Raw genomic sequence first — 13,544 nt, 5'->3', positions numbered from 1 at the left:
TGACAAAACGGGTGGTCAGCCGCGTGCTGTGGACAACCACGGGGGTTGTGGACAACTACACCGCGAGTGGGTCGCCCACCGCGATCTCGCCCGGGCGGTCCACGGCAAGCTTGACGCCGAAGGCGACGCCGCCGTCCGGGTCGCGGCGGAACGTGGCCAGCGTGCGGATCGGCTCCGGGCCGGCCTTCTCGCCCGTGTCCTGGTCGACCATCGTGACCTGGCAGCGGATGTCCGGCTTCACGTACCGCAGCAGCGTGCTGCCGACGCCGATCCGGCGCATGGCGTCCTCCGCGAACGGCTCGGGCAGGCCGGTCACCACGATGTTCGGGCGGAACCGGGCCATCGCCACGGGCTCGGCGCCGCGTTCGAGGATCCGCGCGTTCAGGTCGTCCAAAGAGGACAAGGAGGTGAGGTGCAGCGGCGTGGAGTCGTGGAAGCCGATCGGGCCGTGGGTGTCGTCGACCCGCCGCTCGTGGTCGGGCGGCACGCGCAGCAGCCGCACCGGCTCGCCGAGCACCGCGCTGCCCCACTGGGCCGCGTCCTCGCCCTGGTCGATGCCGAACCCCCGCCACGCGTGCACGCCGGCCGGCCGCCGCGGGCCGTCCACGCGCACGTCGACGGTCACGTCGGGGTGCCCGGGTGCGGCGAGCGTGAGCTTCGCGCCGCCGTGCACGACCTGGGGCCGGACGACCGCGAGTCGCCGGACCTGGCGCTGGCTGCGGAACATGCCATGGGGCGTCGCGAACATGAACGCGCGGTCGTGCGCGGGCCCGGTCTCCTCGACGTCCAGGCGCGGCACGGACACGCCGGCACAGCCCTTGACGGGGTAGTAGTACAGCGCGGATACGGTCGCCACCCGCCCACGGTAGCCGGGGTTACAGGATGGCCGCCGGTGAATATCCCGCGGCGTCGCCGAACCGGCCGACGACCTCGCCGACCCGCTTGACCACCGCCGCGACCTGCGCGCCGGCCACGCCGGTGAACGACAGCCGGTCGGCGAGCAGTTCGTCGAGCGCGGCCCGGTCGAGCGGGATCCGCGGGTCGGCGGCGAGCCGGTCGAGCAGGTCGTTGCGCTCCTGGCCCTGCTCACGCATGGCGAGCGCGACCGCGACGGCGTGCTCCTTGATCGTCTCGTGTGCCGTTTCCCGCCCGACACCGGCGCGGACGAGCGCGATGAGGACCTTCGTGGTGGCGAGGAACGGCAGGTACCGGTCGAGCTCGCGGGCGATCACCGCCGGGTACGCGCCGAAGCCGTCGAGCACGGTCAGGAACGTCTCGATCAGCCCGTCGATCGCGAAGAAGGCGTCCGGCAGCGCGACCCGGCGCACGACCGAGCACGACACGTCGCCCTCGTTCCACTGGTCGCCGGCGAGCTCGCTCGTCATCGAGGCGTAGCCGCGCAGGATCACCGCGAACCCGTTGACGCGCTCGCTGGACCGGGTGTTCATCTTGTGCGGCATGGCCGACGAGCCGACCTGGCCGGGGCGGAACCCCTCGGTCGCGAGCTCGTGGCCGACCATCAGGCGGATCGTCTTCGCGAGCGACGACGGCGCGGCCGCGAGCTGGACGAGAGCGGCGACGACGTCGTAGTCGAGCGAGCGCGGGTAGACCTGTCCGACGGAGTCGAACACCTTCGAAAAGCCCAGGTGCCGGGCCACCCGCTGCTGCAGTTCGTCCAGTTTGGAAACATCGCCGTCGAAGAGGTCCAGCATGTCCTGGCCGGTGCCGACCGGGCCCTGGACGCCGCGCAGCGGGTAGCGCTCGATCAGGTCTTCGAGCCGCTCGAACGCGACGAGTAGTTCCTCGGCCGCGGACGCGAATCGCTTGCCGAGCGTGGTGGCCTGCGCGGCGACGTTGTGCGAGCGGCCGGCCATGACCACGTCGCTGTGCTCGGCGGCGAGCGCGGCGAGGCGCGACAGCACGGCGACGGCCCGGGCACGGACGAGCACGAGCGACTCACGGACCTGCAGCTGCTCGACGTTCTCGGTGAGATCGCGCGAGGTCATGCCCTTGTGGATCTGCTCGTGCCCGGCAAGCGCGCTGAACTCCTCGATGCGGGCCTTGACGTCGTGCAACGTGATCCGCTCGCGCGCGGCGATCGACCCGAGGTCGACCTGGTTCACCACCCGCTCGTAGTCGGCGACCACCGAGTCGTCGACGGGAACGCCCAGCTCGGCCTGCGCCTTGAGCACCGCGATCCACAGCCGGCGCTCGAGCTTGATCTTGTGCTCGGCGGACCACAGCTCCGCGAGCTCGGCGGAGGCGTAGCGGTCGGCGAGGACGTTGGCGATGCGCGGCTTCACGTTTGCCCAGCTTACCGAGGCGGTGAAAACGAGAGCCGCGGCTGGCTCGCCGGCATCCACAACCCGCCCGGTTGTCCACAGACCACAGCTGACCACCCTTTTTGTCAGCCCTCCCCGGTAGACTGACGGTCACGAGGGGTGCCCCCGGAGAGGGCGGGGGCTACGTTTCTTCGGTTCTGCCCGCGCGTGCGCGCGGGGGTAGTTCTTCGGCGGTCAGGTCGTCGGGTAGCTCCGGGTCAGGAACTCGTGCAGCATGCGGCTCGCCGCGGCTCGGGGATCCGGGTCGATCTCGATCAGGGCGTTGACCACCGCGCCGTCCACCACGGCGATCAGGTGCTCCACGCGGCGGGCGTCCATCTCGATGCCGGACCGGGTCAGGACCTGGCGCAGCAGGCCGCGCAGCTCGGCGCCGAGCGTGTGCATGAGCGGCCGCAGGTACGGCCGGCGGAACGTGGCGACCAGCCGCTCGTAACGCAGCAGCACCAGCTCCGCGTCGCGCTCGCCCGCCGGCGGGCCCAGGAGCTGGTCGAGTACGAGGTCGATCACCGCGTCGATGCCGCGTGGGCGGGCCGGCAGGGCCGCGAGCAGGGCAGTACCGCGGACCAGCTCGCCGCGGCCGTGGTGTTCGACCGCGGCCGCGACGAGCTCGTCCAGCGAGTCGAAGTAGTACGTCGTCGACGACAGCGGGAGCCCGGCCTTCTCCGCGACTGCGCGGTGGCGGACCGCGTCGAACCCGCCCTCGACCAGGAGCTCCGCCGCGGCCTCGACCAGTGCCTGGCGGCGGCGCTCGCCCTTGGGTGTGCTGGCAGCCGTCATCTCCGGACAGATCGTGCCAGGCCGTGGTCCGGGTCAGAGATCCCGGGCGATCCCGTTCGCAACCTGTTGCACATCGTTGCCGAAGGGCGCGAAGTCTCCGTCCATCCGCGGCTCGCTGAGCACGATGACCGTGCGGCCGTCGTCCATGCTCGCTTCGCCACGCTGAGTACCGATCGGGACGTTACGCCATTCGGGTGGTGTGATGTCCGGCTGCACGACCACGGCTGAGAAGGATCCGGACTGGCCACTGTCCACGACGCGGTACATCGCACCGATCGAACCGTTGGGACAGGTCAACTCGACTGACTGGGCATCGCCCGTGGTGACGTTTGCGGCGGCCGGGAGCTCGCCCGCGAGGGCAGCAGCGAGCTCCCGGTCCGCCTTTTCGCACCCACTAGGGGTGCTGCCAGGGTCCGAAGACCCGGCATCCCCGCTCGGAGGGCGTCCCTGCTTACGCTTCTCCGAGGGGGCGTTCTCGGGGACATTCTCACGCTCCGCTTTCGGAGCGTCAGCACTGTCCTCTTGAGGTAACTCGTACGGAGCAGCGGTTGCGTTACCGCCTGCTGCAGCCGTGTCCGCGTCGTTCGTCTGTTCGGCCGAGTGGGGCCCTGTCCACAATGCCACGCCGAGCGCGGTCGCGCTCGCCAGAATCACCACACCAAAGGCTGAACCTGTGAGAATCCCGTTTCGCCGGCGGATGCGCTGACGCTCCGACTCGCGGGCGACGTCGCGCTCGTCGAAGGACGGTGGCGGGGTGTCGGCGACCGCGTCACGCAGCATCTCGGCCAGCCTGCGCTCGTCCATCGACTTCCACCTCCTCCGTCTCTCGCCGTCTACAACTTGCCTACATCGCCGACTTGAGGTCGTCGGCCGCGTCCCCGAGCGCCTCCCGCAGCGCGGTCAGGCCCCGGGCCGTCTGGCTCTTCACTGTCCCCTCCGAGCACTTGAGCGCCTCGGCCGTGGCCGCGACGTCCAGTCCCTCCAGGAACCGCAGCACGAGCACCGCCCGTTGCCGGGGTGGCACCCGCCGCAGGCCGTCGAGCAGCGCCGCACGCGTGGCGACCGTGTTCTCGATCTCACCGCCCGGGTGCGCCACCTCGGGCAGCTCGTCGACGAACCGCTCCCGCCGCCAGGGGCGACGGGACTCGTCGATCACCGCGCGCACCAGCGTCCGGCGGACGTAGGCGTCCAGGGCTCCTCGGTCCCGGATCTTTCGCCATCTCCGGTGCAACGCGACGAACGCGGTCTGCGCGAGGTCGTCCGCGCGGTGCCAGTCACCGCAGAGCAGGTACGCGGAACGCCGCACGGCGTCACGCCGCGCCGCGAAGTACTCCGCGAACGCCTGCTCGTCGCGCTCTTCCACGCGGACTCTCTCCGCTCGTCGTCTGCATACCGGGGACGGAAGTTGTGCGCCCAACGGTTGCATGGACCGTCAGTTGAGATTCACGCCACCCCCTAAGACGCGTCAGGTGCCCCTGGGGATGCCTCGCCGGGCATGTGGTGTGATCGGATCGTGACATACACAAGGCAGATCGATCTTCGGTCGGACACTGTCACCCAGCCGGACGAGGCGATGCGCATCGCCATGTCCAGCGCAGAGGTGGGCGACGACGTCCTCGACCGGGATCCGACGATGCAGCGACTCGAGGAGAAAGTCGCCGAACTGTTAGGTGTGGAGGCCGCGCTCTGGGTACCGAGCGGGTCCATGGGAAACATCATCGCCCTGACCGTGCACCTGAACCGTGGGGACCGGTTCATCGCCTCCCGCAACGCGCACGTCCTGGACAGCGAGCTCGGCGCGGGCTCGTGGTTGTCCGGCGGCATCCCGGAGCCGATCGACTGGGGTGACCGGCCCGGGCACATCCCGGCGGAGGCCGTGCGCGCGGCCGGCGGCAGCAGCGGGCCGTACTACGCGCTGCGGACCACGTTGCTGTGCCTGGAGAACACGCACAACGCGGCCGGCGGGGTCGTGACGCCGCCGGACGAGCACGCGAAGCTCGTCGCCACCGCGCGGGACGTGGGCCTGCGGGTGCACCTCGACGGCGCGCGGCTGTGGCACGCGGCGGTGGCGCTCTCGGTGCCGCCCGCCGCGCTGACCGTCGGCGTCGACACCGTGCAGGTGTGCCTGTCGAAGGGCCTTGGCGCGCCAGTGGGCTCGCTGGTCGCGGGCACCTCGGCGTTCGTCGAGGAGGCACGGCGGGTGCGCAAGATGCTCGGCGGCGGGGTACGGCAGGGCGGGATTTTGGCGGCGGCCGGGCTGGTCGCGCTGGAGCGGATCCCGTCGCTGGCGTCCGATCACGCGAACGCCACGGCGTTGGCGTCCGGGTTGGCAGACCTTGGCTGGGAGGTCAACCGCCCGGAGACCAACATCGTGCTGGCGTCCGCGCCCGACGTCGGGCTGATGATCAGCGCGCTCGCACAGGTCGGTGTGCGGGCGGTGCCGATGGCAGGCAAGATCCGCTTCATCACGCACCGCGACGTGTCCACGGCGGACGTCACCGAGGCGCTCGACCGCATCGCGAAGCTGCGATCGTAGTTCGAAAGGTCCGCGACCGCCGAGGTTTCTCGGCGGCTAGCGGATCTGCTTGCGGTTCGAACCGCCCTTGATCGCGGCGTAGCCGATTGCGCCCACGGTGATCACGGCGCCGATGATGAGCAGGGTGCCCAGCACCTTGAACACGACGCCGAGCACCGCGAACGCCAGCCAGATGACGACGATCGCGCCGATGATCTTCAACAGCATGCGGGTCAACCTCCCCGAAACCGGCCTTGTGGCCACGCCGGGTGAACGATTGGCGCTCATCGGCGGTTCCATCTCAGTGAACCAGAATGATCCGGCCCGCACATCGGGGTTGTCCCCTCAGGGTTGGAGCCACGAGCCGAGGCGGCGCACCGCCTCCGGGATGTCTTCGGGCGGGCCGGCGAACGACATGCGGACGAAGTGGTGGCCCTCGGCCGGGTCGAAATCGATGCCGGGCACGATCGCGAGCCCGGTATCGGCGAGCAGCCGCTGGCAGAACGCCATCGAGTCGCCGGTGAGGTGCGCCACGTCGGCGTAGACGTAGAACGCGCCGTCGACGGGGGCGAGCCGGTCGATGCCGAGCACGTGCAGGCCGTCGACGAGCCGGTCGCGGTTCTGCCGGTATGTCGCCACATGTGCGTCCAGCTCGGTGTACGCATCGAAGGCGGCCACCGCGGCGTGCTGCGACAGGGTCGGTGGGCAGATGGTGAAGTTGCCGGTCAGGCAGTCGATCGCACGGTGCAGGCGGTCCGGGACCAGGAGCCAGCCGAGCCGCCAGCCGGTCATGGCGAAGTACTTGGAGAACGAGTTGACCACGACGGCCTCGCGGGAGAACTGCCACGCGGACGCCGGTTCCTCGCTGCCGTAGTGGATCCCGTGGTAGATCTCGTCGCTGACGAGCTGCACGCCGTGCTCGGCGCACCAGCCGGCGATCGCCGCGAGCTCGCCCGCGGCCAGCATCGAGCCGGTCGGGTTGGCGGGGCTCGCCACGATCAGGCCGTCGAGCTCGCCCGCCTCGTCGAGCATCTCGACCGTCGGCTGGAAGCCGGTGTCCGGACCGCACGGCAGCTCGACGACCTCGCAGCCGAGGGCGGCCAGGATGTTGCGGTACGCCGGGTAGCCGGGCCGGGCGAGCGCGACCCGGTCGCCGGCGTCGAAGGCGGCGAGGAAGCTCAGCAGGAAGCCGCCGGACGAGCCGGTGGTCACGACGACGTCGTTGGGCTCGACCTGCAGCGCGTAGCGGCGCTCGTAGTGGCCGGCGATCGCCGCGCGGAGTTCGGGGATACCGAGCTGCTCTGTGTAGCCGAGGGTCCGGCCGGTCAGGGCCTCGGCGGCCGCGTCGAGGACGGGGCCGGGCGGCGGGGCGGACGGCTGGCCGGCGGCGAGGGAGACCATGTCGCCCTTCGCCCGCTGCCGGGCGTTCGCCGCGGACAGGACATCCATCACGTGGAACGGCGGGATCGACGCGCGGTCGGCGACCTTCAACAGACGCTGTCGCATGGGGCCAGCCTGACACTCCGGCCCCATGCGTGCGTTACTAGGCCTCGGCGCAGACCGGCTCGCGGGCCTGTTCCGGCACGGGTTCGGGGTCAGGTTCGGGCGCGGCCGGCCGGCGCAGCACGACCAGGGCGAGCACGACGGCCGCGCCGACGAGTGCCGCGCTCACGCCGAACGCGAGCCGGTAGCCGCTGGTCAGCGCCTCCGCCGGAGCGGCGCCTTCGGCCAGCAGCCCGTTGGTACGGGCCGTGGACAGCGTCGCCAGCACCGCGAGCCCGAGCGCGCCGCCGACCTGCTGCGTGGTGTTGACCAGGCCGGAAGCGAGTCCGGAGTCCGCGTCGGTGGCGCCGGACATGGCGAGCGTCATCAGGGCCGGGAAGCCGAGCCCGGCGCCGACGCCCATCAGCACCATGGACGGCAGCAGGTCGGACAGATAGCTGCCGGCGACCGGCGCGCGGGTCAGCAGCACGAGCCCGGCGAGCACGAGCAGCAGCGCGGTGGCGAGCACCGGCCGCTCGCCGAACCGCGTGTTCACCCTCGCCGAGACACCGAGCGAGAGTGCCCCGATCCCGCCCGCGACAGGCAGGAACGCGAGCCCGATGCGCAGCGGGTCGTAGCCGAGGACGTTCTCGAGGTAGAGCGCGCCGAGGAAGAACATGCTGAACATGCCGGCGATCATCAGCATCTGGACGACGTTCGCGCCGGTGACCGTGCGCGAGGCGAAGATCCGCAGGGGCAGCAGCGGGTTCGCGACCCGGGCCTGCCGCACGACGAACGCGATGAGCAGCCCGGCCGCGACCACGCCGACGACGAGCGTGTGCGCGGACACCCAGCCGTAGTCGGCCGCCTTGACGATCGTGTAGACGGCGAGCATGAGCCCGGCGGTGCCGAGCAGCGCGCCGAGCACGTCCGCCCCGGCCCGCAGCCCGATCCCGCGCTCGGCAGGCACGATGCGCGTCGCGAACAGGAACGCGGCGACGCCGATCGGCGCGTTGACGAAGAACACCCAGTGCCAGCTGATCGACTGCGTGAGTACGCCGCCCGCGAGCAGGCCGATCGAACCGCCGGCCGCGGCGACGAAACTGAACACGCCCATCGCCCGCGCCTGCTCGCCCTTTTCGGGGAACATCGTGACGATCATGCCGAGGATGACCGCCGCGGCCATCGCGCCGCCCGCGCCCTGCAGGAACCGCGCACCGATGAGCATCACCCGGTTCGCGGCGAGCCCGCAGAGCAGGGACGCCAGCGTGAACACGACCAGTCCGGCGAGGAACATCCGCCGCCGGCCGATGAGATCGCCCGTACGGCCGGCGAGGAGGAGCAGGCCACCGAACGGGATGAGGTAGGCGTTCACCACCCACGCCAGGCCGGACTGGGAGAAGTCGAGATCGGCCTGGATGACCGGCAACGCCACGTTCACGATGGTGCCGTCGAGAATGATCATCAGCATCCCGGCACACAGCACGACGAGCGCCAACCAGCGGGAGTCGCGTCGCGTGCTGAGGATCTGGGACATGGCTGTCGCCTCCTGGACTTGGTTCCAGAAGCGACGCTAACAGATAGTTTTGTAGTAGACGATCTGCTATGAGATTAGATACAACGGGATTATCTGCAAGCATCCGATCGTTGAACCGCGTTACTGGCCCGTTGACGGCAAGGCTGCGCAAGCATTCCCGCCGGCGGTGGGTCACGTGAGCCGGCCGCGGCGAGGAGGGTCGCATCGTGCGGTCACGGCTGGGGCGCACGAGCCCGCCGAGCGAGGCGTGGCGCTGCATGTTGGGCTCGATCGGCGCTCGCGCGAGGCGGCCCGCAACTGGGGCGCGCTACTTGCGGCGGCGGCGCGGGGAGCGCTCGCACTCCATGGGCGTGCTCAGCCGGTCGTCGACGAGCCGGATCAAGCCGTTGACCAGGCCCGTGCGCTCGTCCTCCGGTAGCGCGCCGAGCACGTCGCGGTACACGCTCACGACGATGCGCTTCGCCTTGACCTGCGTCTCGAGCCCCTTGTCGGTGAGCGAGACGAGCCGCGCGCGCCGGTCGATCGGCGAGGGCTGCCGCTCCACCAGGCCGGCCTTCTCTAGCTCGTCGAGCGTGACGACCATCGTTGTCTTGTCCATCTGGCACAGCTCGGCCAGCTTGACCTGGGTCCTGTCCCCCTGGATGGCCTTGGACAGCACGCAGTAGCCGCGCTGGGTGATGCCCACCTCGGCCAGCCGCGCGGTCAGCTCGGTGGCCAGCACGTGCCCGGCATGCTCGAGCAGGAACGCCAGGTCCGCCTGCGCGGCGGCCCCGACGCTGAGGTCGGGCCGGGTCGTGGTCATATCCACAGGATACGCGAATTGGTCTGCTAGCAGATTATCTAGTAGCGGACTATCAGTATCCGACGTATCCGCCGCCGCTTGCCGTGGCCTTGATGCCCGGCACGTTGGCGAGCGACCCGTAGCGGGAGATCGCGTAGTTCACGCCCGCGCAGATGTTGTCGACCGGGTTCCAGATGTCGCCGTGGCCGGGCAGCTTGTACGAGTTGAACGTCGGGTCGATGGTCTGCATCAGGCCCTTCGACGGCGTGCCCTTGGCGGCGTTGGAGTCCCAGTTGTTGATCGCGTGCGGGTTGCCGCCGGACTCGTGCTGGATGATCTGCCAGATTCGCTGAGCGTCGGCCTCGGTGACATTGATGCCCTGCTTGCGCAGCTCCTCGATCGCCTGGCGGATCCACTCCTGCACGTTGCCCGGCGGCGGGCCGCCGGCAGGCGGGCCACCGCTCATCGGGCCGGAGTAGCCGCCACCGCCACCTCCGCCGCCGGAGTAGCCGCCGCCTCCGCCACCACCCGAGCCACCGCTGCCGGATCCGCCGGAGCCGTTGCTGGTGGCCGGCGTGTGGTGCTTGTCGGCTCCGGCCGGCGTGGTCTCCTGCTTCGGGGTCGGCGTCCACTGGACGTTCTGGCCCGGGTGCGGCGTGAACGGCTGGCTGTCCGGCTCGGCGAGCGCGGAGAACGTCGACGCCGGCGTCTTCGCGCCGTTGACCTTGCCCAGAGCCGCGGCGAGCGTCTGCTCGGTGCCCTGCAGGTGGGTGTTGATGTCGCCCGCGACCTCGGAGCAGACGCCCTCGGTGTACTCGTCGAGCTGCGCCTGGGTCGCCTGCGGGTTGTTGTGGAGCCAGGCCCGGATCTCGCGCAGGGCCTGGTCGCAGCGGGTGGAGATGAAGTGCTTGGCATCGTCGATCGCCTCGGCGGCGTCCCCGAGCGCGGCGGCGGCGTCGCGCAACGCGCTGCCGATGTCGCTACCGGCCTTGGTGAACTTGCCCATGTAGGCGACGAACGCGTCGGCCGAGCTCCCTTGCCAGGCCGCATCGAGCTGGGTGACGCCGTTCTTGACCTCGCCGCCGTAGGTGCCGGCGTTCTCGGCGGCGTCGGAGAGCCGGGTGGCGGCCTCGGTGATGGCGCCGCTGTCGGCGTTCTCGACCTTCGCGGCGGCGGCCTTCACGGCATCGCCACCCGCGTAGGCCGCCAGGGAATCAGCCGCAGTCACGATGTCGTCCTCCCTCAGACCTGCTGCGTCATCGCGCGGGCGTGGGCGCGGTCGGTGTCGCCGACGGTCCGCGTCACGGCGTCGAGCGAGCGGGCGACCCCGTCGAGCCGGCCCTCCGCGGCGGCGAACTCCTTGTTGAGCATGCTGTTGAGCGCGTCGACCGCGCCGGCGAGCGCGGCGGAGCTGGGGAGCGTGCCATAGGCCGCGGGGTTCGAGCAGACCTGCGGGAACGTGTCCGCGATCTGGCCGTACTTGGGCTTGTAGTCCTGCGCCTTCTGCATGCACGCGTTGATCGCGTCGATGTTGTACTTCGCCATGTCCACCCCTTTGCGCTCCGTGTTGGACGGCCCCGCGCGCCCCGTGGTTCCCGGTTGCCCCTCGGCCCGGCGATCTCGTCAGATCTCGTCGAGCAGCTCGTTCACGCACATCTCCAGCCGCCGGTTGTCGGCCGGCGTGATCGTGCTCCACATGCGGCCGTCGTTGTTGGGCTTGGCCAGGTAGACGTAGCGGCCGTAGTCGGTGTCGTGAAAGGACACGACACGGTCGGCGCGGACCATGCGCTGGTCGCGGTGCAGCCGGGAGGCGCCGAACTGGCCGCGCAGCCCCATCCCGCCGACCATCTCGGCGAGCGTCTTGGCGTCCGAGGCGCCGATCCCCTTGTGCATCAACGCTGAGGCGAGCTCGCGCTTGTCGCCCTTGGCCTTCCTGTCCGCGGCCATGAGCGTGTCGGTGGGCACGCTCACCGAGTAGCCGGGACCGGGTGGCATCTCGCCGGTGACCGACACGGCGGCCTCGGCGAGCGCGGTCTCGCGAGCGGGGATGAGCCAGACCTCGGGCCCGTCGACCGCGGCGAGCAGCGCGGTGTCACCGGACATGACGGCGAGCGAGGTGATCCGGTGATCGGTGAAGACCCAGGTGTCGATGCTGACCTGCGGGTGGGCGAGCAGGCTGAGCTGGTCGGCGAGGTCGGGGTTCGCGCGCTCGCCGTCGGACAGGCCGCGTTCCTTGAGCGTGCCGAGCGCCTCGGCGACGAGCTGCGCGCGCTCGGTGTGCGTCTTGCCCGGGCTGGGGACGCCGAGGGCCTCGTGCTTGCGCGGCAGCCGCTCCAGTTCCCACAGCACGTCGAACTCGAGGGTGGAGAGAACGACGGTTCCGCGAGCGGTCAAGGACGGTCGTCCGGCTCGTCGCCGATGGACTCCGGCGCGACGACCCGCTCGTCCTCGAAGACGTCGCCGGAGTCGATGCCGAAGCGGCGCACGTGTTCCTTGTCGTCCTCGCCGTCGCCGCGCTGGCCGGTCGCGGCCGGCTGCATGATCGACGAGGCCGGACGGCCGGTGCGAGCGCCGAACCTCTCGGCGTTGCGCGCCGCGCGGGCCTCCTCCTCGGGTGCGGCGCCGAGCGGTGTCTTGCCGGGGGACTTCGCGCCGGCACCGCCGCCTGCACCGCCTGCTCCGCCACCGCGGAGGGTGCGTTCGCCCTGCGCACCGGCGCCCGCGCCCGCCGCGCCGCCGGCCCCCATCATGGTGGCGGCCTCGGCCATGGCGAGCGGGCTGAGCGGCACGCGCCCGGCGGCGCCGGGTCCCGTGCCGGGGAAGGTGGGCAGCTGGCCGTTCTGCGGGATGGGCCCGACTCCGGTGGTGGGTCCCGGCCCGGTCGGCCCGCCGCCAGTCGGTGGCAGCCCACCGCCGCCACCCGGGAGCGGTGCGCCGCTGACCCCCGGGCCGCTGCTGCCCCCGCCGGTCGGGTTGAACCCGCCGCCGATGGCGGGCCCGTCGACGTGCGAGATGCTGGTCTGCTGCTCGACGGGCTGGGCCACGAGGTTCATCCCGGGCGGGACGGGGAGGGCCTGGGATCCCTGGAGCGCGGCGGAGCTGCTGGCCTGGTACCCGTTGAGCCCGTCGATGGCCTGGTCCCGGGCGGCGTTCGTGGCGGCGACGTCCTTGGCGTGGTCGGTGGTATGGCCGAAGAAGCCGGAGACCTTGTCACCGAGGTTCTCCTCGGTCGGTCCGCGCAGGACACCGGCCTCGGGCGCGCCGTTGCGGGTGGAGGTGAAGCTGGCGCCCTGGGTGTCGACGCCCTTGGCGGAGTCCTTCACGGGGCTGGTCGCCTCGTCGGCGTAGATGGAGGCGTTCTCGGTAGCACTGGTCCCGCCGTCGGCCGCCTGTCCTTGCCAGGTGACCCCGATCTCCTGCAACTGCCGGCGAAGGGTCTTGTCCGTCTCGGCCAACCCGTCGGCGAGACTCACGAGCGCACTTACCGCGTTGTGCAAGGTCTCCGCACCGGCGCCGTCACGGAGTCCCTGCACCTGGGTGGCCAGATCCGTGTTGGAGTAACCGCTGAAGCGCAGGTCGCTGAGCCCGTAGTCGCCGTCCATGCCATCCCTCACTTCAACGTCTGCAGCGTCTGCAACGCCATTCCCGCAACTTGCTCGCTCATCGGACACAGCTTCCGATAATCGACGTCCTCCAATGGCGAGACGTCCACCAAGAGCTGTTGCCCCTCAGCCACGTCGACGGTGGTGAAGCATTCCTGGTCGTCGACGCCCTTGGTCTTGAAGTCGACCGCCGGATAGCCGGCGACCGAAACCAGCCAGGCGTCCACGTTCCGTTTGCCCGTGAGCCATGGCTCGATGCCCTGGTCCGTGATCAGCTGGGCGGTAAAGCTGTAGAAGGGCTCCGTGCTCGATATCTCGATCGTGCAGGTCGGACCCTTCAGCTGACCATCGCCCTCGCCGGACTCCGGCTCCTTGTCGATACCGAGCTGCGTCAGTTGAGGCTTGGTAAACAGCGAACATGGCTCGACGTCTTCGAGCGGAAGATCAGCCGGGCGCGGCGGAATTTCCACCGTCGGATCCGCACCGCTCGAGGGCGAGTCGGTTTCGC

General features: G+C 70.6%; 15 protein-coding genes. 1 reads left to right on the top strand and 14 read right to left on the bottom strand.

Annotation, left to right across the window (positions count from 1 at the left end; all coding sequences use genetic code 11):
* Window positions 1–55 precede the first annotated feature (55 nt).
* The 5 genes from VH969_RS30170 to VH969_RS30150 form a co-directional block, all read right to left on the bottom strand.
* Window positions 56–856 (bottom strand): MOSC domain-containing protein, encoded by an 801-nt coding sequence (locus VH969_RS30170; protein ID WP_331980441.1) that lies wholly within the window; start codon window positions 854–856, stop codon window positions 56–58.
* A 19-nt stretch (window positions 857–875) separates the two neighbouring features.
* Window positions 876–2,303, bottom strand: a complete 1,428-nt coding sequence (purB, locus tag VH969_RS30165) for an adenylosuccinate lyase (RefSeq protein ID WP_331980439.1) — start codon at window positions 2,301–2,303, stop codon at window positions 876–878.
* Window positions 2,304–2,516: 213 nt separating this feature from the next.
* Window positions 2,517–3,119 carry a TetR/AcrR family transcriptional regulator gene (locus tag VH969_RS30160; RefSeq protein WP_331980437.1) on the bottom strand — a complete coding sequence of 201 codons (603 nt, stop codon included), beginning with the start codon at window positions 3,117–3,119 and terminating at the stop codon, window positions 2,517–2,519.
* A 33-nt stretch (window positions 3,120–3,152) separates the two neighbouring features.
* Window positions 3,153–3,923 carry a hypothetical protein gene (locus tag VH969_RS30155; protein ID WP_331980435.1) on the bottom strand — a complete coding sequence of 257 codons (771 nt, stop codon included), beginning with the start codon at window positions 3,921–3,923 and terminating at the stop codon, window positions 3,153–3,155.
* Window positions 3,924–3,963: 40 nt separating this feature from the next.
* Window positions 3,964–4,482, bottom strand: a complete 519-nt coding sequence (locus tag VH969_RS30150; RefSeq protein WP_331980433.1) for a SigE family RNA polymerase sigma factor — start codon at window positions 4,480–4,482, stop codon at window positions 3,964–3,966.
* A 150-nt stretch (window positions 4,483–4,632) separates the two neighbouring features.
* Here VH969_RS30150 and VH969_RS30145 point away from each other — a divergent pair, with 150 nt between their 5' ends.
* The gene (locus VH969_RS30145) at window positions 4,633–5,655 is read left to right on the top strand and encodes a threonine aldolase family protein (protein ID WP_331980431.1); all 1,023 of its coding nucleotides are present in this window, start codon (window positions 4,633–4,635) and stop codon (window positions 5,653–5,655) included.
* Between the two features lie 36 nt (window positions 5,656–5,691).
* Here VH969_RS30145 and VH969_RS30140 read toward each other — a convergent pair whose 3' ends face one another.
* From VH969_RS30140 to VH969_RS30100, 9 genes are all read right to left on the bottom strand, one after another.
* Window positions 5,692–5,862: a hypothetical protein gene (locus VH969_RS30140; RefSeq protein WP_331980429.1), complete on the bottom strand. Its 171-nt coding sequence runs from the start codon at window positions 5,860–5,862 to the stop codon at window positions 5,692–5,694.
* A 117-nt stretch (window positions 5,863–5,979) separates the two neighbouring features.
* Window positions 5,980–7,140: a pyridoxal phosphate-dependent aminotransferase gene (locus tag VH969_RS30135; RefSeq protein WP_331980427.1), complete on the bottom strand. Its 1,161-nt coding sequence runs from the start codon at window positions 7,138–7,140 to the stop codon at window positions 5,980–5,982.
* Window positions 7,141–7,177: 37 nt separating this feature from the next.
* Window positions 7,178–8,653 (bottom strand): DHA2 family efflux MFS transporter permease subunit, encoded by a 1,476-nt coding sequence (locus VH969_RS30130; protein WP_331980425.1) that lies wholly within the window; start codon window positions 8,651–8,653, stop codon window positions 7,178–7,180.
* A 307-nt stretch (window positions 8,654–8,960) separates the two neighbouring features.
* The gene (locus VH969_RS30125; protein WP_331980423.1) at window positions 8,961–9,455 is read right to left on the bottom strand and encodes a MarR family winged helix-turn-helix transcriptional regulator; all 495 of its coding nucleotides are present in this window, start codon (window positions 9,453–9,455) and stop codon (window positions 8,961–8,963) included.
* 52 nt (window positions 9,456–9,507) lie between these two features.
* Window positions 9,508–10,662: a transglycosylase SLT domain-containing protein gene (locus VH969_RS30120; protein WP_331980421.1), complete on the bottom strand. Its 1,155-nt coding sequence runs from the start codon at window positions 10,660–10,662 to the stop codon at window positions 9,508–9,510.
* 14 nt (window positions 10,663–10,676) lie between these two features.
* Window positions 10,677–10,979, bottom strand: a complete 303-nt coding sequence (locus tag VH969_RS30115) for a hypothetical protein (RefSeq protein WP_331980419.1) — start codon at window positions 10,977–10,979, stop codon at window positions 10,677–10,679.
* A gap of 78 nt (window positions 10,980–11,057) precedes the next feature.
* Complete coding sequence (locus VH969_RS30110; RefSeq protein ID WP_331980417.1) at window positions 11,058–11,828, bottom strand: ESX secretion-associated protein EspG; 771 nt, start codon at window positions 11,826–11,828, stop codon at window positions 11,058–11,060.
* Window positions 11,825–13,036 (bottom strand): PPE domain-containing protein, encoded by a 1,212-nt coding sequence (locus VH969_RS30105; RefSeq protein WP_331980415.1) that lies wholly within the window; start codon window positions 13,034–13,036, stop codon window positions 11,825–11,827. Before VH969_RS30105 ends, VH969_RS30110 begins: the two co-directional genes overlap by 4 nt.
* A gap of 8 nt (window positions 13,037–13,044) precedes the next feature.
* Window positions 13,045–13,544 (bottom strand): DUF3558 domain-containing protein (locus tag VH969_RS30100; RefSeq protein ID WP_331980413.1); only part of this gene is annotated, 500 nt, incomplete at its 5' end.

Origin of the sequence: Actinophytocola sp., from assembly GCF_036555685.1 — a bacterium.
GTDB lineage: Bacteria > Actinomycetota > Actinomycetes > Mycobacteriales > Pseudonocardiaceae > Actinophytocola.
The sequence above is the reverse complement of the archived record's forward strand: the minus strand, read 5'-3'. Positions and strand labels throughout refer to the sequence as shown.

What these genes read in the sequence shown, in the direction of transcription:
- VH969_RS30160 (WP_331980437.1), bottom strand. Translation starts at nt 3,119, where the DNA reads ATGACGGCTGCCAGCACACCCAAGGGCGAGCGCCGCCGCCAGGCACTG.
- VH969_RS30155 (WP_331980435.1), bottom strand. Translation starts at nt 3,923, where the DNA reads ATGGACGAGCGCAGGCTGGCCGAGATGCTGCGTGACGCGGTCGCCGAC.
- VH969_RS30140 (WP_331980429.1), bottom strand. Translation starts at nt 5,862, where the DNA reads ATGCTGTTGAAGATCATCGGCGCGATCGTCGTCATCTGGCTGGCGTTC.
- VH969_RS30135 (WP_331980427.1), bottom strand. Translation starts at nt 7,140, where the DNA reads ATGCGACAGCGTCTGTTGAAGGTCGCCGACCGCGCGTCGATCCCGCCG.
- VH969_RS30130 (WP_331980425.1), bottom strand. Translation starts at nt 8,653, where the DNA reads ATGTCCCAGATCCTCAGCACGCGACGCGACTCCCGCTGGTTGGCGCTC.
- VH969_RS30125 (WP_331980423.1), bottom strand. Translation starts at nt 9,455, where the DNA reads ATGACCACGACCCGGCCCGACCTCAGCGTCGGGGCCGCCGCGCAGGCG.
- VH969_RS30115 (WP_331980419.1), bottom strand. Translation starts at nt 10,979, where the DNA reads ATGGCGAAGTACAACATCGACGCGATCAACGCGTGCATGCAGAAGGCG.
- VH969_RS30105 (WP_331980415.1), bottom strand. Translation starts at nt 13,036, where the DNA reads ATGGACGGCGACTACGGGCTCAGCGACCTGCGCTTCAGCGGTTACTCC.